Source organism: Bordetella sp. BOR01 (genome assembly GCF_019218885.1).
In the GTDB taxonomy this organism is placed as follows: Bacteria; Pseudomonadota; Gammaproteobacteria; order Burkholderiales; family Burkholderiaceae_B; genus Bordetella_A.
The window spans coordinates 1,449,739-1,465,093 of sequence record NZ_JAHUWT010000001.1 but is presented as its reverse complement, the minus strand read 5'-3'; the positions used below and the strand labels follow the sequence as shown (position 1 = coordinate 1,465,093).

16 protein-coding genes are annotated in these 15,355 nt (G+C 68.6%); 13 read left to right on the top strand and 3 right to left on the bottom strand.

Translation table 11 applies throughout. From position 1 onward, the window contains the following. Window positions 1–2: 2 nt before the first annotated feature. The gene (locus tag KW845_RS07075; RefSeq protein WP_218368424.1) at window positions 3–716 is read right to left on the bottom strand and encodes a GNAT family N-acetyltransferase; all 714 of its coding nucleotides are present in this window, start codon (window positions 714–716) and stop codon (window positions 3–5) included. 64 nt (window positions 717–780) lie between these two features. Between KW845_RS07075 and KW845_RS07070 the strand changes: the two genes are divergently transcribed. Further along, on the top strand, window positions 781–2,268 hold the full coding sequence (locus tag KW845_RS07070; RefSeq protein ID WP_218368423.1) for a PLP-dependent aminotransferase family protein: 1,488 nt from the start codon (window positions 781–783) through the stop codon (window positions 2,266–2,268). Between the two features lie 28 nt (window positions 2,269–2,296). On the opposite strand, the gene KW845_RS07065 is transcribed toward KW845_RS07070, so the two are convergent. Continuing rightward, window positions 2,297–2,593 carry a hypothetical protein gene (locus tag KW845_RS07065; RefSeq protein ID WP_218368422.1) on the bottom strand — a complete coding sequence of 99 codons (297 nt, stop codon included), beginning with the start codon at window positions 2,591–2,593 and terminating at the stop codon, window positions 2,297–2,299. Between the two features lie 179 nt (window positions 2,594–2,772). Between KW845_RS07065 and gorA the strand changes: the two genes are divergently transcribed. The 9 genes from gorA (at window position 2,773) to alkB (ending at window position 11,819) form a co-directional block, all read left to right on the top strand. Then, the gene (gene gorA / locus KW845_RS07060; RefSeq protein WP_218368421.1) at window positions 2,773–4,131 is read left to right on the top strand and encodes a glutathione-disulfide reductase; all 1,359 of its coding nucleotides are present in this window, start codon (window positions 2,773–2,775) and stop codon (window positions 4,129–4,131) included. Between the two features lie 72 nt (window positions 4,132–4,203). Then, window positions 4,204–4,836: a LysE family translocator gene (locus tag KW845_RS07055; protein ID WP_218368420.1), complete on the top strand. Its 633-nt coding sequence runs from the start codon at window positions 4,204–4,206 to the stop codon at window positions 4,834–4,836. A 74-nt stretch (window positions 4,837–4,910) separates the two neighbouring features. Further along, a complete protein-coding gene (locus KW845_RS07050; RefSeq protein ID WP_255592414.1) occupies window positions 4,911–6,038 on the top strand; it encodes a 3-deoxy-7-phosphoheptulonate synthase in 1,128 nt (375 codons plus the stop codon). 137 nt (window positions 6,039–6,175) lie between these two features. Continuing rightward, window positions 6,176–6,634 carry a (2Fe-2S)-binding protein gene (locus KW845_RS07045; protein WP_218368419.1) on the top strand — a complete coding sequence of 153 codons (459 nt, stop codon included), beginning with the start codon at window positions 6,176–6,178 and terminating at the stop codon, window positions 6,632–6,634. An 11-nt stretch (window positions 6,635–6,645) separates the two neighbouring features. Further along, window positions 6,646–8,907, top strand: a complete 2,262-nt coding sequence (locus KW845_RS07040; RefSeq protein WP_218368418.1) for a xanthine dehydrogenase family protein molybdopterin-binding subunit — start codon at window positions 6,646–6,648, stop codon at window positions 8,905–8,907. A 31-nt stretch (window positions 8,908–8,938) separates the two neighbouring features. Continuing rightward, window positions 8,939–9,916, top strand: a complete 978-nt coding sequence (locus KW845_RS07035) for an AraC family transcriptional regulator (protein ID WP_218368417.1) — start codon at window positions 8,939–8,941, stop codon at window positions 9,914–9,916. An 84-nt stretch (window positions 9,917–10,000) separates the two neighbouring features. Beyond that, window positions 10,001–10,339 carry an I78 family peptidase inhibitor gene (locus KW845_RS07030; RefSeq protein ID WP_218368416.1) on the top strand — a complete coding sequence of 113 codons (339 nt, stop codon included), beginning with the start codon at window positions 10,001–10,003 and terminating at the stop codon, window positions 10,337–10,339. A 69-nt stretch (window positions 10,340–10,408) separates the two neighbouring features. Next, complete coding sequence (locus KW845_RS07025) at window positions 10,409–11,134, top strand: 2OG-Fe(II) oxygenase (RefSeq protein WP_218368415.1); 726 nt, start codon at window positions 10,409–10,411, stop codon at window positions 11,132–11,134. A gap of 34 nt (window positions 11,135–11,168) precedes the next feature. Then, window positions 11,169–11,819 carry a DNA oxidative demethylase AlkB gene (gene alkB / locus KW845_RS07020; protein ID WP_218368414.1) on the top strand — a complete coding sequence of 217 codons (651 nt, stop codon included), beginning with the start codon at window positions 11,169–11,171 and terminating at the stop codon, window positions 11,817–11,819. 46 nt (window positions 11,820–11,865) lie between these two features. Here the strand turns inward: alkB and KW845_RS07015 are convergent, their stop codons facing one another. Further along, window positions 11,866–12,693 (bottom strand): hypothetical protein, encoded by an 828-nt coding sequence (locus KW845_RS07015; RefSeq protein WP_218368413.1) that lies wholly within the window; start codon window positions 12,691–12,693, stop codon window positions 11,866–11,868. A 105-nt stretch (window positions 12,694–12,798) separates the two neighbouring features. On the opposite strand from KW845_RS07015, the gene KW845_RS07010 reads away from it, so the two are divergent. The 3 genes from KW845_RS07010 to KW845_RS07000 are packed head-to-tail and all read left to right on the top strand — an operon-like array spanning window position 12,799 to window position 15,348. Then, on the top strand, window positions 12,799–13,218 hold the full coding sequence (locus KW845_RS07010; RefSeq protein ID WP_218368412.1) for a VOC family protein: 420 nt from the start codon (window positions 12,799–12,801) through the stop codon (window positions 13,216–13,218). Between the two features lie 31 nt (window positions 13,219–13,249). Continuing rightward, window positions 13,250–14,725, top strand: a complete 1,476-nt coding sequence (locus KW845_RS07005; RefSeq protein WP_218368411.1) for a DHA2 family efflux MFS transporter permease subunit — start codon at window positions 13,250–13,252, stop codon at window positions 14,723–14,725. Beyond that, window positions 14,722–15,348, top strand: a complete 627-nt coding sequence (locus KW845_RS07000) for a DUF937 domain-containing protein (RefSeq protein WP_218368410.1) — start codon at window positions 14,722–14,724, stop codon at window positions 15,346–15,348. The genes KW845_RS07005 and KW845_RS07000 overlap by 4 nt, the downstream gene beginning before the upstream one ends. Window positions 15,349–15,355: the final 7 nt, after the last annotated feature.

The window sequence follows — 15,355 nt, the reverse complement described above, 5'->3', positions numbered from 1 at the left end:
CGCTACCGGGCTTGCGCGATCAAGTCCCCCAGCCGCCGGCGCTGCTTGCCCTGGGCATCAAAGTTGTCGGGGGCCAGCCACTGTTCCAGCCCGCTGCGCACCGCCGGCCATTCGCCGTCGATGATCGAGAACCAGGCGGTGTCGCGGTTGCGGCCCTTGTACACCACGGCCTGGCGGAAAATGCCCTCGAACTGGAAGCCCAGCCGCAACGCGGCGGCCCGCGATGGGGCGTTCAGGCTGTCGCACTTCCACTCATAGCGCCGGTAGCCCAGTTGGTCGAAGGCGCGCCGCATCAGCAGGTACTGCGCTTCCGTGGCGGCCGGCGTGCGCTTGAGGCGGCGTGAATACGCCACGCTGCCCACTTCGATCACGCCGTTGGCGGCATCGATGCGCATGGCGGCCAGGGTGCCCACGGCGCGGCCGCTGGCCAGGTCGATGATGGCGAAATGCTGCGGATCTTCGGAGGCCTGCGCCGTGTGTGCGTAGGCCAGGTAGCTGGCTTCGTCGGGAAACGGTCCGGCATAGGTGTAGGTCCAGTCGCTACCATCAGGGGTCTGGTTGAAGGCGGCATGCAGGTCGGCGCCGTGGCGCGCCGCGTCCAGCGGTTCCAGGCGGCAATAGTGCCCGGCGATCGGTTCGCGCGGAGGACGCGGGCGCGGGGTCCAGTTGGGAACGGGCTGACCGACCGGCTGCTGCGGCGACATGGCAGTGGACATGCTGTAGATCCTTATCAAGAGCGGCATGTGGGAAAAACATGCCATACGCTATCGGATTCGTGGCATGCTAAAAAGCACCAAACAATGCTTATTTCATGGTGCCATGGAACCTCGCGCCGCCCTGCTCGACAGCCCCCTGGCCGCACCCCATGGCCGGCACACGCTGCAGCGGCAACTGCTGCAGCGCCTGAAGCAATCCATCCTGGACGGCCGCATGCCGCCGGGCAGCCGGCTGCCGGCATCGCGCACGCTGGCCGAACAGTTGGGCATTTCACGCAATACCGTGCTGCTGGCCTATGGCCAACTGACGGCGGAAGGCTATGTGCGGGCCGACCGCCAGGGCACCCGCATAGCGCCGCTGCCGCCGTCCCCCGGTGCGCGCGCGGCGCCCCCGTTGCCCAGCGCGCCCGCGGCGCGGCGCGTGACGCGCATCGCACCCTCTGCCCCGCACACCGATGCGGGCGTGGCCCTGCGCCCCGGCACGCCGGCGCTCAGCCATTTTCCGCTGGGCGCCTGGCGCCGCGCGGTGGACCGCGCCCTGCGCGACATGTCCATGGCCACACTGGGCTATGGCGACCCGGCCGGCGAACCGGCCTTGCGCCAGGCCATTGCCCAGCACCTGGGCGTGTCGCGCGGCGTGCGCTGCACCGCCGGGCAGATCGTCATCACCGAAGGGGCGCAGGAAGCCCTGGCACTGTGCGTGCGCTTGCTGGGCAACCCGGGCGATACCGCCTGGGTCGAAGACCCGGGTTACCGCGGCGCCAAGGCCGCCTTCCAGGCCGGCGACTTGCGGGTGGTGCCGGTGCGGGTCGATGCCCAAGGCATTGCCGTGCCCGAAGCCTTGTGGCGCACCCAGCCGCCGCGGCTGATCTACGCCACCCCTTCGCACCAGTACCCTACCGGCGCGGTGCTGGCCGCCGCGCGACGCCTGGAACTGCTGGAACATGCGCGCCGTGCCGGCGCCTGGATCATCGAAGACGACTACGACAGCGAGTTCCGCCACCAAGGCGAACCGATTCCAGCCATGCAGGGGCTGGCCGCAGATGCGCCGGTGCTTTATGTGGGAACGTTCAGCAAGACGATGTTCCCCGCCTTGCGCATCGGCTTCCTGGTCTTGCCTGCGGCCTTGGCCGAACCCCTGCGCACCGCGGTGCACGAACTGCTGCGCGGCGGCCATCGGCACGAGCAACTGGCCCTGGCCGCCTTCATCGACAGCGGCCAGTTCGCCCGTCACCTGGGGCGCATGCGGCGCCTGTATCGCGACCGGCAACAGGCCTTGCGCGCCGCGCTGGCGCGCCACCTGCCGATCAAACACGAAGTGCTGGGCGGCCACGGCGGCCTGCACCTGACGCTGCGCCTGCCGTCCGCCCATGTCGATCGGGCCATCGCGGCGGCAGCCCGCCGCGCCGGCCTGGGGCCAGCCGCCCTGTCGGCCTTCGCGCTGCGCCCGACCCGCCTGGACAACGGCCTGGTGCTGGGCTACGGCAATACGTCGGCCGAACTGTTCGAGCCCCTGGTCAGGCGCCTGGCGGACGTGATTGCCGCGGCCTGACGGCAGCTAGGGCCTGTTCACACAGGCTCTAGCCTATCAGGCCGCCCAGCAGCAGCATCGCCAATACCAGCCAGAAGATGCCGGCCACGATGGCGCGCCCCATGAAGGCCTTGACGGCCGCCCAGAGCAGCACCAGGCCCAGCACCAGCAAGGCGAAATTGAACACCGACGGGCTCATGCCCAGCGCGCCGGCCAGCCCCGAGAAAAAATCGCCCAGGGCCGAGCCCAGGCCGCCGAATACATAGCGCAACCCCGCCACGAAGGCGCGGATGACTTCGCCCAGCATGGCGCCCACCGAGCCGAAAAAACTGTCTTCAGTCTGCATGCGTTCCTATACCGGGGTACCCACCCCGAACGCGGCTCCGCTATTGGCGAAGCCATCGCCTGCAATGTATCCGATCCGCGCCAGCCTTGCCCAGCGCGGGCGGGACTGGGGCGTTTAGAGGTTTAATACAGCTCTTGTCAGATTTTGTGCGCGGCGCCAGGCGCCGCCAAAGGACCACGATGGCTTTCGATTTTGACCTCTTCGTGATTGGCGCCGGCTCGGGCGGCGTACGTGCGGCCCGTTTTGCCGCCGGCTTCGGCGCACGCGTGGCCGTGGCCGAAAGCCGCTACCTGGGCGGCACTTGCGTGAACGTGGGCTGCGTGCCCAAGAAACTGCTGGTCTACGGCGCCCACTATCGCGAAGACTTCGAACAGGCCTCGGGCTACGGCTGGAGCGCCGGCCAACCCGGCTTCGACTGGCCGACCCTGATCTCCAACAAGAACCGCGAGATCGAACGCCTTAACGGTATCTACCGCAACCTGCTGGTGGGCAACGGCGTCACCTTGTACGAGGGCCACGCCCGGCTGCTGGATGCGCACACGATCGAGGTCAACGGCCAGCGCTGCACGGCCGGGCACATTCTGGTGGCCACGGGTGGATGGCCGCAGGTGCCCGACATTCCCGGCAGAGAACATGCCATCACCTCGAACGAGGCGTTCTTCCTGAAGACCCTGCCGCGCCGGGTGCTGGTCGTGGGCGGCGGCTATATCGCCGTGGAATTCGCCTCGATTTTCAACGGGCTGGGCGCGCAGACCGTACAGGTGTACCGGCGCGAGCTGTTCCTGCGCGGATTCGACGGCAGCGTGCGCGAACACTTGCGCGACGAACTGACCAAGAAAGGCCTGGACCTGCGCTTCAATGCCGACGTGGCGCGCATCGACAAGCGCCCCGACGGCACGTTGGCGGCCACCCTGAAAAGCGGCGATGTCATCGAGACCGACTGCGTGTTCTACGCCACCGGCCGGCGCCCCATGCTGGACAACCTGGGCCTGGAAAATACCGGCGTGAAGCTCAACGGCGAAGGCTTCATCGCCGTCGACGACGAATACCGCAGCAGCGAACCGTCGATCCTGGCAGTCGGCGATGTCATCGGCCGCGTCCCCCTGACGCCGGTGGCCCTGGCCGAAGGCATGGCGGTGGCGCGCCGGCTGTTCCGCCCCGAGGAATACCGCAAGGTCGATTACGACCTGATCCCCACGGCCGTATTCAGCCTGCCGAATATCGGCACCGTGGGCCTGACCACCGAGGCGGCCCAAGAGGCCGGCTACCGCGTCAAGCGCTTCGAAAGCCGCTTCCGCCCCATGAAGCTGACACTGACCGGCGACCAGGAAAAGTCCCTGATGAAGCTGGTGGTCGACGCCGATACCGACCGCGTGCTGGGGTGCCACATGGTGGGCCCCGACGCGGGCGAGATCATGCAGGGCCTGGCGGTGGCCCTGAAAGCCGGCGCCACCAAGCAGGTGTTCGACGAAACCATCGGCATCCACCCCACGGCGGCCGAAGAGTTCGTCACGCTGCGCACGCCGGTGCCAGAATAAGCTGCTGTTGCGATACAGATTTGCGGTACGCTTTCTGGCGGAACCCCACCCCCTTCCGCCCTGGAGCGCCGCATGCCCGAGTTATCCAATCTGCTGGCTTTCGCCCTGGTATCGCTGGGCATGGTGCTGACACCCGGCCCCAACATGATGTATCTGATCTCGCGCTCGATCTCGCAGGGCTCGCGCGCCGGCCTGGTCTCGCTGGGCGGGGTGGCGGTGGGCTTCGTGTTCTACGTACTGTGCGCGGCGCTGGGCATCACCGCCCTGCTGATGTCGGTGCCCTATGCCTACGATGCCCTGCGCCTGGGCGGCGCGCTGTACCTGGGCTACCTGGCCTGGCAGGCGCTGCGCCCGGGTGGCCGCTCGCCCTTCCAGGTGCGCGAACTGCCACGCAGCAGCCCGCGCCAGTTGTTCACCATGGGGCTGGTCACCAACCTGCTCAACCCCAAGATCGCCATCCTGTACCTGTCGCTGCTGCCGCAGTTCATTTCCCCCGGGCACGGCAGCGTACTGCTGCAATCGCTGACGCTGGGATTCACCCAGGTGCTGATCAGCCTGACCGTCAACGCCCTGATCGCCCTGGCGGCCGGCTCGATCGCCAGCTTCCTGGGCAGCCGGCCCCTGTGGCTGGTGATACAGCGCTGGCTGATGGGCACCGTGCTGGCAGGCCTGGCCGTGCGCATGGCGCTGGACTCGCGCCGCTGACACGGTCTGCATGGCGGGCGGGGCGCGGAGTGCGATAATGCCGCAGCCCCGAATTCCGCTTTCCCGAGACTGTCATGACCCGTATCGACGACCCCCTGCACGACCGCGAGGCCGGCCAGGCTGATTCCACCCAAGACACCACGCGTATCGACGATGTCCGCATCGGCGCGGTACGCCCCCTGATTTCCCCCGCCCTGTTGCAAGACGAACTGCCGATACCGGCAACGACGCTGGCCTTGGTCGAAGACGCCCGCGCCCGCATCGCCGACGTGCTGCACGGCCGCGATGACCGGCTGGTGGTGGTGGTGGGCCCCTGTTCCATCCACGACCACGACCAGGCCCTGGAATACGCCAGCCGCCTGCAAGCGGCCGCCCCGGCGCTGCGCGACGACCTGCTGGTCGTGATGCGCGTGTACTTCGAAAAGCCGCGCACCACAGTGGGCTGGAAGGGTTATATCAATGATCCGCGCCTGGACGGCAGCTTCCGCATCAACGAAGGCCTGCGGCGCGCGCGCGAACTGCTGCTGGAAATCGGCGCACTGGGCCTGCCCATCGCCACCGAATTCCTGGACCTGCTCAGCCCGCAATACATCGCCGACCTGATCGCCTGGGGCGCCATCGGGGCCCGCACCACCGAAAGCCCCAGCCACCGCCAGCTGGCATCGGGGCTGAGCTGCCCGCTGGGCTTCAAGAACGGCACCGACGGCGGCATGCAAGTCGCTGCCGATGCCATCGTGGCCGCGCGCGCGCACCATGCCTTCATGGGCATGACCAAGATGGGCATGGCTGCCATCTTCGAGACGCGCGGCAATGACGACACCCACGTCATCCTGCGCGGCGGCAAGCAGGGCCCCAATTACGACGCGGCCAGCGTGGCGGCCTGCTGCGCCGCCCTGAAGTCGGCCGGGCAACGCGAGCAGGTCATGATCGACTGCTCGCACGCCAACTCCAACAAGTCGCACCAGCGCCAGGTTGACGTGGCGCGCGACGTGGCCGGCCAGCTGGCGCAGGGTGAATCGCGCATCATCGGCGTCATGATCGAAAGCCACCTGGAAGAAGGCCGCCAAGACCTGAAGCCCGGCGTGCCGCTGCGCCATGGCGTATCGATCACCGACGCCTGCCTGGGCTGGGCGCAGACCGAACCGGTGCTGGACATCCTGGCCCAGGCGGTGCGCCAGCGCCGCGCGCGCAAGCACACCTGAGGCGCGCCGCCTGGTCCCGCATATTCGCAGGATCAGGCAAGAATGGCGGAGTAATCGGCATTGCTGTAGCCGGTGCGGATTTCTTATCCTGCACGTCTGCGGGGCACGGGCCCCGCAAGCCCAGGAAGGAATCCGCCATGGCCAGCTTGAACATCAATGGCAAAGACACTGCACTCGACGCGCCCGATGAAATGCCCTTGCTGTGGGCATTGCGCGACGTTGCCAACCTGACCGGCACCAAATACGGCTGCGGCATGGCGCTGTGCGGCGCCTGTACGGTGCACGCCAACGGCACGCCGATCCGTTCGTGCGTAACGCCGCTGGCAGCCGTGGCTGGCCAGAAAATCACCACCATCGAAGGCGTGGACGGCGACAGAGTCGGGCAAGCCGTACAGGCTGCCTGGCGCAAACTCGACGTGGCCCAATGCGGCTATTGCCAATCGGGCCAGATCATGTCGGCCACCGCCCTGCTGGCCCAGAACAAGCAGCCCACCGACACCGACATCGACAGCGCCATGAGCGGCAATGTGTGCCGCTGCGCCACCTATGTGCGCATCCGCGCCGCCATCCACGAAGCCGCGCGCGCGCTGGCCTGAAGGAGCCCGTCATGCATCCCATCGTGCGTTCCCACACTGCGGCTATCCTGCCGGTGCGTAATGTCAGCCGCCGCCGCTTCATGCAAGGCGCGGGCGGACTGGTGCTCGGTATTGCGCTTGGCCCCGCGGCCGCGCGTGCCGCCGGCGGCGCCACCAACCAGGCGAGTGCCGACGCCTTCGCTCCCAATGCCTTCGTGCGCGTCGGCACCGACGGTAGCGTGACGGTGCTGTCCAAGCATCTGGAAATGGGCCAGGGGGCCTACACCGGCCTGGCCACGCTGGTGGCCGAGGAACTCGACGCCGACTGGTCTCGCGTGCGTGTCGAAGGCGCCCCCGCCAACACCGACTTGTACAAGAACCTGGCGCTGGGCCTCCAAGGCACCGGCGGCAGCACCGCCATCGCCAACTCGTATGAACAGATGCGCCGTGCCGGCGCCACGGCGCGCGCCATGTTGGTTGCCGCTGCGGCCGAACGATGGCAGGTCGACCCCAAGGACATCACGGTATCGGCGGGCATCGTGCGCCATGCCGCGTCGCAGCGGCAGGCAGGCTTTGGCGAACTGGCGGCCGCCGCCGCCAGGCAGCCCGTGCCCGAATCGGTGCCGCTGAAGGCGCAGGCCGATTTCAAGCTGATCGGCAATGAAGCGCCGCGCCGCGTGGACGGCATTGCCAAGACCAACGGCACGGCCCTGTTCACCCAGGACATGAAGCTGCCCGGCATGCTGGTCGCAATGGCCGCACACCCGCCCCGCTTCGGCGGCAAGGTCGCCAGTTTCGATGCCAGCAAGGCGAAGGCCGTGCCCGGCGTGCGCCATGTGCTGCAGTTTGCCGGCACCGGGCACAACTTCGAGGGCGTGGCCGTGTTGGCCGACAACACCTGGGCCGCGCGCACCGCGCGCGATGCGCTGCAAGTGCAATGGGACGACAGCCAGGCCCACCGCAAGGGCACCGACGAGATCCGTGCGCAGTACCGCAAGGCGCTGGACAGCCCCGGCACCGTGGCGGCCAGCCACGGCGACGTGGATGCCGCGCTGGCGCAGGCCGCCAAAGTCATCGAAGCCGAATACGAAGTGCCCTACCTGGCCCATGCCGCGATGGAACCCATGAACTGCCTGGTGCAGCTTGGCGATGGGCGCTGCGACATCTGGAACGGCGAGCAATTCCAGAGCGTCGACCAGGCGGCGGTGGCCAAGATGCTGGGCCTGGCCCCGGACCAAGTGTTCATCACCCAGCTCTATGCCGGCGGCAGTTTCGGCCGGCGCGCCAACGCGCATGCCGACTACGTGACCGAGGCCGTGTCCATTGCCAAGGCCGCGCGCGACCAGGGCGTGCATGCGCCCATCAAGCTGGTCTGGACCCGCGAGGACGACACGCGCGGCGGCTACTACCGGCCATTGAATGTGCACCGCGCGCGTATCGGCCTGGACGCGCAGGGCAAGCTGCAGGCCTGGCACGTTCGCCTGGCGGGGCAATCGATCTTCCTGGGCGGCCCGTTCGAGGCCGCCATGAAAGACGGCATCGACCCCACGTCGGTGGAAGGCCAGGCCGACCTGCGCTATGCCGTGCCCAATCTGCGGGTCGAGTCGTACACCCCGAAGGACATCGGCGTGCCCGTGCTGTGGTATCGGTCGGTCGGCCACACGCACACCGCATTTTCGGCCGAAGGCCTGATGGATGAAGCCGCGATGGCGGCCGGGCAAGATCCGGTGGCCTACCGCGCCGCCTTGCTCGAGCAGCACCCGCGCCACCGCAAGGTGCTGGAACTGGCGGCCGAACGCGCCGGCTGGGCCCGGCCCCTGGCGGACGGCGCGCAGGGCGAACGGCGCGGCCGGGGCGTCGCGCTGCACGAATCGTTCAACACCATCGTGGCGCAAGTGGCCGAAGTCACCGTCAAGGCCGATGGCTCGTTCAAGGTCGATCGCATCGTGTGCGCGCTGGACTGCGGCGTGGTGGTGAACCCCGATGTCGTGCGCGCCCAGATGGAAGGCGGCATCGGCTTCGGCCTGTCGACCGCGCTGCATGGCGCCCTGACCTTGAAAGACGGGCAGGTCGAACAAAGCAACTTCCACGACTACCCGGTCATGCGCATCAACGAAATGCCGGCCATTGAAGTGCACACCGTCGCATCCACGGAAAAGCCCACCGGCGTGGGCGAACCCGGCGTGCCCCCGGTGGCGCCGGCGGTGGCCAACGCCCTGTACGCCGCAACGGGGCAGCGCATCCGCACCCTGCCCTTCGCGGCCCAGATCAAGGCGCCGGCGGAGCAAGCGTAATATGGCGTGGTCCGATACATCGGCAGTGAATATGGCCCCCTTCTCTACCAATGCCGCAGCCTGTCCGCCCGCCCTGGCCGACGGCCTGGGCGAGCTGGCCGCGCTGATCGGCCGGCATGCGCAGGCCGACGGCCTGTATCCCACCGCCATAGAGGGCTTGTCGTTCTTTCGTTCGTCACAGCCCAGCGAACTGACTTTCGGCGTGTACCGGCCGTCGCTGGCGCTGCTGGTGCAGGGCGCCAAGCGCGTCGAAGTGGGCGAGGACGTCTACGAATACAACGCGTCGCACTACCTGCTGACCTCGATCGACCTGCCGGTGGCCTCGCGCGTGACCCTGGCCAGTCCCGACACGCCCTATATGTGTTTCGTGCTCGACCTGGACGCGCGCATCACCGCCGACCTGCTGGCCGAGACCGGCCTGCCGCAGCCTGCCGAGTCCGACGCGGGGCGCGGCCTGGCCGTGGCGCGGGTCTGCCCGCCCCTGCTCGACGCGGCGCTGCGGCTGGCGCGCCTGCTCGATACGCCGCAAGACATCCAGGTGCTGGCGCCGCTATTGCGGCGCGAAATCAGCTACCGCCTGCTGAACGGCGAACTGGGCGGACGGCTGCGGCACATCGCGCGCCACGAGGGCCCCACCCACCAGGTACGCCAGGCCATCGAATGGCTGCAGACGCATTTCGACCACCCCCTGCGCATCGACCAGCTTGCCCATACGGTCAACATGAGCACGTCGTCGCTGCACCACCATTTCAAGGCGGTGACAGCCATGAGCCCACTGCAATACCAGAAGCAATTGCGCCTGCAAGAGGCGCGCCGCCTGCTGCTGGCCGGACTGGCGGACGCCGGCGCGGCGGCCCGCCAGGTGGGCTACGAAAGCGCCTCGCAATTCAGCCGCGAATACAGCCGCCAATACGGGGCGCCGCCGCTGCGCGACGTGGCCCGCCTGCGAGGCACAGCGACGACAATCGCCGCGGGCGCTTCACTGGTACTGGCGGGCGACGCCGGCTGACTTTCGGGGGCCGGCCGGCTCGTTGAACAAATCAACTGCCGCGCTGGTCTATCATGGATGTCTATCCAGCCCGAAGGAGCCCCCATGATCCGCAAGCTGATTCCCGTTTTCCTCGTTGCCGGCCTGACTGCCTGCGCCGCGCCCGGAAGCCAGCGCGCCTCGTCCGATACCCCTGCCGCCGACAGCGCCGGCACGCCATCGGGCGGCACCGCCCCGACCTCTACCTGCGACGCTCAGCCCGTGCAAGACCTGATCGGCCAGAAATATGCCGAATCGATAGGCGACGACGCGCGTTCCCGCTCGCAATCCAGCGAGCTGCGCGTCCTGCGGCCGGGCCAGGTCATGACCATGGAATACAACCCAGCGCGCCTGAACATCATTCTTGACGGCGGCGACGCCATCACCGCGCTGCGCTGCGGCTGAACGCGGCCCGGAAGTTCGGCCGCAAGAGCCGGGGTGCCCCGTAGCCGGCACGCTGCCTACACTGGGGCCATGAACTGCACCGCCCCCCCGCCGGCCGCCGACCGCCTGGCCGCGCTTGATTGGCCAGCCCTGGAAACCGCCCTGGACCGGGACGGCCATGCAGTGCTGCCCGCGCTGCTCGATGCCCGCGCCTGCGCGGAACTGTCTGCCGGCTACGCCGACGACGCGCGCTATCGCAGCCGCGTGGTCATGGCGCGGCATGGTTTCGGGCAAGGCGAATACAAGTACTTTGCCTATCCCTTGCCCGAGCCCATCACGCAATTGCGCACGGCGCTGTATCCCCTGCTGGCGCCGCTGGCCAACCGCTGGAACGAAGCCATGGGCATCGACGTGCGCTATCCCGCCAGCCATGCGCAGTTCCTGCGGCGCTGCCATGCCGCCGGACAGCACCGCCCCACGCCGCTGATCCTGGCCTACGGCCCTGGCGACTACAACTGCCTGCACCAGGACCTGTACGGCGAGCACGTGTTCCCGCTGCAAGTCGCCATCTTGCTGTCCGAGCCGCAGCGCGACTTCACCGGCGGCGAATTCGTGCTGACCACGCAGCGTCCGCGCATGCAGTCGCGCGCCGAGGTGGTGCCGCTGCGCCAGGGCGACGCGGTGGCGTTCGCCGTGCACCACCGGCCGGTGCCGGGCGCGCGCGGCTACTATCGCGTCAACCAGCGCCACGGCGTCAGCCAGGTGCGCTCGGGCAGGCGCTACACGTTGGGCATCATCTTCCACGACGCGCAGTAGCGCCTGGCAGCACCCACCACGGCCAGCCCCCCTCATGAACCTGGAACTGTTCGACCCGCATGACACTGCCCCCGTCCGCATCGACCTGGGCCCCGCCGCCGTCGTGCTGCGCGGCTACGCCCTGCCATACGTCGATGCGGTGCTGCCGGCACTGGACGGCGTGCTGGCCGCCGCGCCGCTGCGACACATGGAAACCCCGGGCGGCTTGCGCATGTCGGCCGCGCTGAGCAACTGCGGCGCGCTGGGCTGGGCTTCTGATCGCCACGGCTACCGCTATGCACGCCACGATCCGCAGACCGGCCTGCCCTGGCCCGCCATGCCGGCCGCTTTCCTGCGCCTGGCGCAGGCCGCTGCCGACGCCGCAGGCTTCGCCGGCTTCCGGCCCGACGCCTGCCTGGTCAACCGCTATGTGCCGGGTGCGCGCATGGGCCTGCACCAGGACAAGAACGAGCGCGACTTCGGCGCCCCCATCGTGTCGGTCTCGCTGGGTATCCCGGCGGTATTCCTGTTCGGCGGCGGCCGGCGCGGCGACCCGGCCCGGCGGGTGCCGCTGCACCACGGCGACGTGGCGGTCTGGGGCGGCCCCGACCGCCTGCGCTACCACGGCGTGCTGCCCCTGAAAGACGCCAGCCACCCGCGCCTGGGCGCGATCCGCATCAACCTGACATTCCGCCAGGCCGGATGAGGGCCCCATATCCGGCCAGTGCGGGCGCTTTTCGTGTGCAGAGACCCTAGGCGTTGTTGCGCGCTTCGCTCAACGCCACCGTCAAGTGCATGACTTTCTTCTTCAGCGCATCGCGTTCTTCGGTCAGCGCGGCCAGCAGGCGGCGCAGGCGCGCCACTTCGGCCGGATAATCGTCGATGGCATCGACGGGCTCGTCGGCGGCGGGCGGAGCATCGGCATCGCTGTCGCGCGAGGCCGCCTTGGCCTCGCGGGCCTGGCGCGCCAGCTCGCGCAGCGCCTTGCGCCCTTGCGCCGCGGCCGCCACTTGTTGATCGGCCGGCAGCGTCGCCACGGCGGCGGCCGCATTGATGGAAATATCCCCGGCCTTCACCGCCCGCACCAGCTCTGGCGCGGCGTCCTTGTGGATTTTCTCGATCTGCCCCAGCGTATTGCTGCTGACGCGCGCGGCCCGCGCCAACGCCTGGCGGGTGGGCAGCGGGGCTGGCTCGGCCGCTTGCGGGGCCGGCACGTCTGCCGAGGCCTGCAGGGCGGCCTGCGCCTGCTCCGCCTGGCGCGCCTGCAAGATTTCTTTCTTGCGCAATGCCAGCACCCCGCGCTGGAAATCCGACACGCTGCGCCGGCCCAGGTGGTTCTCTATCATCCACAGCCTGACATCATCGAAGGACGTAAAACGGGTATTCTGGATAGTCTTGAATTCGATGCCGTGGTTGCGACACAACTCGTAGCGGTTGTGGCCGTCGACCAATACATCGTTCCATAGCACCAGCGCGTCGCGGCAACCTTCGGCCAGCAGGCTGCGCTCGAGCGCGGCGTATTCGTCCGCGCTGAGCGGGTCTATATAGGTTCGCAGTTCTTCATTAATCTGTATGGTCATCGTGACGCTTCATTCATGGTTCATCGGCGCGACCGCCATTACAACACTGGCCGCGCACCGTTGGCCACACGGGCCGCCGCCCCGCCCACAACCGGAGAATCCATCATGCCCCAGCTCTGCGCCTACCTGACCTTCGACGGCAACTGCGCCGACGCCATGCGCTTCTACGAACATACTTTGAGCGGTCGCATCGAAGCGATGCTGACATACGGCCAGGCCCCCGACGGCACCGATATTCCGGCCGGCGCGCAAGACCGCATCATGCATGCCCGGCTGAGCCTGGACGGCCAGACCCTGATGGCCTCGGACGCCGCGGGCAACCAACCCTACCAGGGCCAGCAGGGCGTGTCGCTGGTGCTGGCTTTCCCCACTGTGTCCGACGCGACCCGCATTTTCAATAACCTGGCCGAGGGCGGCACTGTGACCATGCCCCTGCAGAAAACCTTCTGGGCCGAGGCCTTCGGCGCGCTGACCGACCGCTACGGCACGTCGTGGCTGATCAACGGCGGCCAGATGGCGGGCTGATTCCCCCCTTTCCCTTTGACGGAGCTCTTGCATGCAGCATTCTCTCCAAGACAGGCAACGCTGGCTGGCACTGATGGTGCTGTGCCTGGGCGTGCTGATGATCGTCCTGGATACCACCATCGTCAATGTGGCGCTACCCTCGATCCGCGCCGACCTGCAGTTTTCCGAAACCGCCCTGGTGTGGGTGGTGAACGCCTACATGCTGACCTTCGGCGGCTTCCTGCTGCTGGGCGGCCGGCTGGGCGACCTGTTCGGTGCCCGCCGCGTCTTCCTGGCGGGCCTGACGCTGTTTACCGCGGCCTCGCTGGCGTGCGGGGTGGCAGGCAGCCAGGAACTGCTGGTGGCCGCGCGTGCCGTGCAGGGCCTGGGCGGCGCCGTGGTCTCGGCGGTGTCGTTGTCGCTGATCATGAACCTGTTTTCCGAACCGGCCGAGCGCGCCAAGGCCATGGGCGTGTACGGTTTTGTATGCGCCGGTGGCGGCAGCGTGGGCGTACTGCTGGGCGGCCTGCTGACCAGCGTCCTGAGCTGGCACTGGATCTTCCTGGTGAACCTGCCGATCGGCGCCGTGGTGTTCGGCCTGTGCCTGGTGCTGCTGCCCGGCGGACGTTCCGCCAGCAGCGGCATCCGGCTCGACCTGGCAGGCGCCGCCACCGTGACGCTGTCGCTGATGCTGGCGGTATACGCCGTGGTGAACGGCAACGAGGTCGGCTGGACCTCGCCCCAGTCACTGGGGCTGCTGATCGCCGCGGCCGTCCTGCTGGCGGCGTTCTTGTTCATCGAGTCGCGCAGCGAGGCGCCGCTGATGCCGCTGGGCCTGTTCCGGCTGCGCAACCTGGCCACCGCCAACGTGGTGGGCGTGCTGTGGGCAGGCGCCATGTTCGCGTGGTTCTTCATTTCGGCGCTATACATGCAATTGGTGCTGGGCTACAGCGCCTTGCAGGTCGGCCTGGCCTTCCTGCCCGGCAACCTGATCATGGCCGTCTGTTCGCTGGGCGTATCGGCCAGGCTGGTGATGCGCTTCGGTATCCGCGCACCGCTGGCGGCCGGGCTGGCGATCGCCGCGCTGGGCCTGGCGCTGTTCGCGCAGGCCCCCATCGACGGCCGATTTGCCGTGCACATCCTGCCCGGCATGCTGCTGCTGGGGCTGGGGGCCGGCATCGCGTTCAACCCGCTGCTGCTGGCCGCCATGAACGACGTGCCGCCGCACGAATCGGGCCTGGCCTCGGGCGTGGTCAACACCGCGTTCATGATGGGCGGCGCACTGGGCCTGGCGATATTGGCCAGCCTGGCGGCAGCGCGCACGGGTGCCCTGGCCTCGGCCGGCGCCGTGCTGCCCGATGCGCTCAATGGCGGCTACCGCCTGGCGTTCATGCTGGGCGCCATCTGCGCCGCCACGGCCGCCCTGCTGGGCGGGCTGCTGCTGCGCAATGCGCCGCGCGCCGCGCCCCACCCCGCCTCATCCGGTGGTACGCTAACCAAACCCGTTCATCAGGAAGAAACGCCATGAACTCTCCCGCCACGCTTTCCGACGAGCTTTTCGCGCAGCTTCAAGGCGCGCCCATGCAACAGATTTCCCAGCAGTTGGGCACCGACGCCGCGCAAACCCGCGACGCCGTCGGCGCCGCATTGCCGATGCTGCTGGGCACGCTGGGCCACAATGCCGCCCAGCCGCAAGGCGCCGAGGCCTTGTTCGGCGCCCTGCAGCGCGACCACGCCGGCGGCGGCGCCGACCTGGGCGGCCTGCTGGGTTCGCTATTGGGCGGCGGTGCCGAGGCGGGCAGCAGCCCGGCCAACAGCGGCGCCATCCTGGGCCATATCTTCGGCGACAACCAGCAACGCGCCGAAGACAACCTGGGCCAGGCCACCGGCCTGGGCGGCAATAACGCCGCCGGCCTGCTGAAACTGCTGGCGCCCATCGTCATGGCGTTCCTGGCCAAGCGCATGCAGGGCGACGGCATGGACGCCGGCGGCCTGAGCACCACGCTCGGCCAGGAACGCGACGTCGCCCGCCAACAGGGAGGCCCGGGCGGCGGGCTGTTGGGCTCGCTGCTGGACCAGGACGGCGACGGCCAGGTCGGCCTGAACGATCTGCTGCAGATCGGCGGCGGCCTGCTCAACGGCCGCCGCTAAGCCGCGC

What these genes read in the sequence shown, in the direction of transcription:
- KW845_RS07075 (WP_218368424.1), bottom strand. Translation starts at nt 716, where the DNA reads ATGTCCACTGCCATGTCGCCGCAGCAGCCGGTCGGTCAGCCCGTTCCC.
- KW845_RS07070 (WP_218368423.1), top strand. Translation starts at nt 781, where the DNA reads ATGCTAAAAAGCACCAAACAATGCTTATTTCATGGTGCCATGGAACCT.
- KW845_RS07065 (WP_218368422.1), bottom strand. Translation starts at nt 2,593, where the DNA reads ATGCAGACTGAAGACAGTTTTTTCGGCTCGGTGGGCGCCATGCTGGGC.
- gorA (WP_218368421.1), top strand. Translation starts at nt 2,773, where the DNA reads ATGGCTTTCGATTTTGACCTCTTCGTGATTGGCGCCGGCTCGGGCGGC.
- KW845_RS07055 (WP_218368420.1), top strand. Translation starts at nt 4,204, where the DNA reads ATGCCCGAGTTATCCAATCTGCTGGCTTTCGCCCTGGTATCGCTGGGC.
- KW845_RS07050 (WP_255592414.1), top strand. Translation starts at nt 4,911, where the DNA reads ATGACCCGTATCGACGACCCCCTGCACGACCGCGAGGCCGGCCAGGCT.
- KW845_RS07045 (WP_218368419.1), top strand. Translation starts at nt 6,176, where the DNA reads ATGGCCAGCTTGAACATCAATGGCAAAGACACTGCACTCGACGCGCCC.
- KW845_RS07040 (WP_218368418.1), top strand. Translation starts at nt 6,646, where the DNA reads ATGCATCCCATCGTGCGTTCCCACACTGCGGCTATCCTGCCGGTGCGT.
- KW845_RS07035 (WP_218368417.1), top strand. Translation starts at nt 8,939, where the DNA reads ATGGCCCCCTTCTCTACCAATGCCGCAGCCTGTCCGCCCGCCCTGGCC.
- KW845_RS07030 (WP_218368416.1), top strand. Translation starts at nt 10,001, where the DNA reads ATGATCCGCAAGCTGATTCCCGTTTTCCTCGTTGCCGGCCTGACTGCC.
- KW845_RS07025 (WP_218368415.1), top strand. Translation starts at nt 10,409, where the DNA reads ATGAACTGCACCGCCCCCCCGCCGGCCGCCGACCGCCTGGCCGCGCTT.
- alkB (WP_218368414.1), top strand. Translation starts at nt 11,169, where the DNA reads ATGAACCTGGAACTGTTCGACCCGCATGACACTGCCCCCGTCCGCATC.
- KW845_RS07015 (WP_218368413.1), bottom strand. Translation starts at nt 12,693, where the DNA reads ATGACCATACAGATTAATGAAGAACTGCGAACCTATATAGACCCGCTC.
- KW845_RS07010 (WP_218368412.1), top strand. Translation starts at nt 12,799, where the DNA reads ATGCCCCAGCTCTGCGCCTACCTGACCTTCGACGGCAACTGCGCCGAC.
- KW845_RS07005 (WP_218368411.1), top strand. Translation starts at nt 13,250, where the DNA reads ATGCAGCATTCTCTCCAAGACAGGCAACGCTGGCTGGCACTGATGGTG.
- KW845_RS07000 (WP_218368410.1), top strand. Translation starts at nt 14,722, where the DNA reads ATGAACTCTCCCGCCACGCTTTCCGACGAGCTTTTCGCGCAGCTTCAA.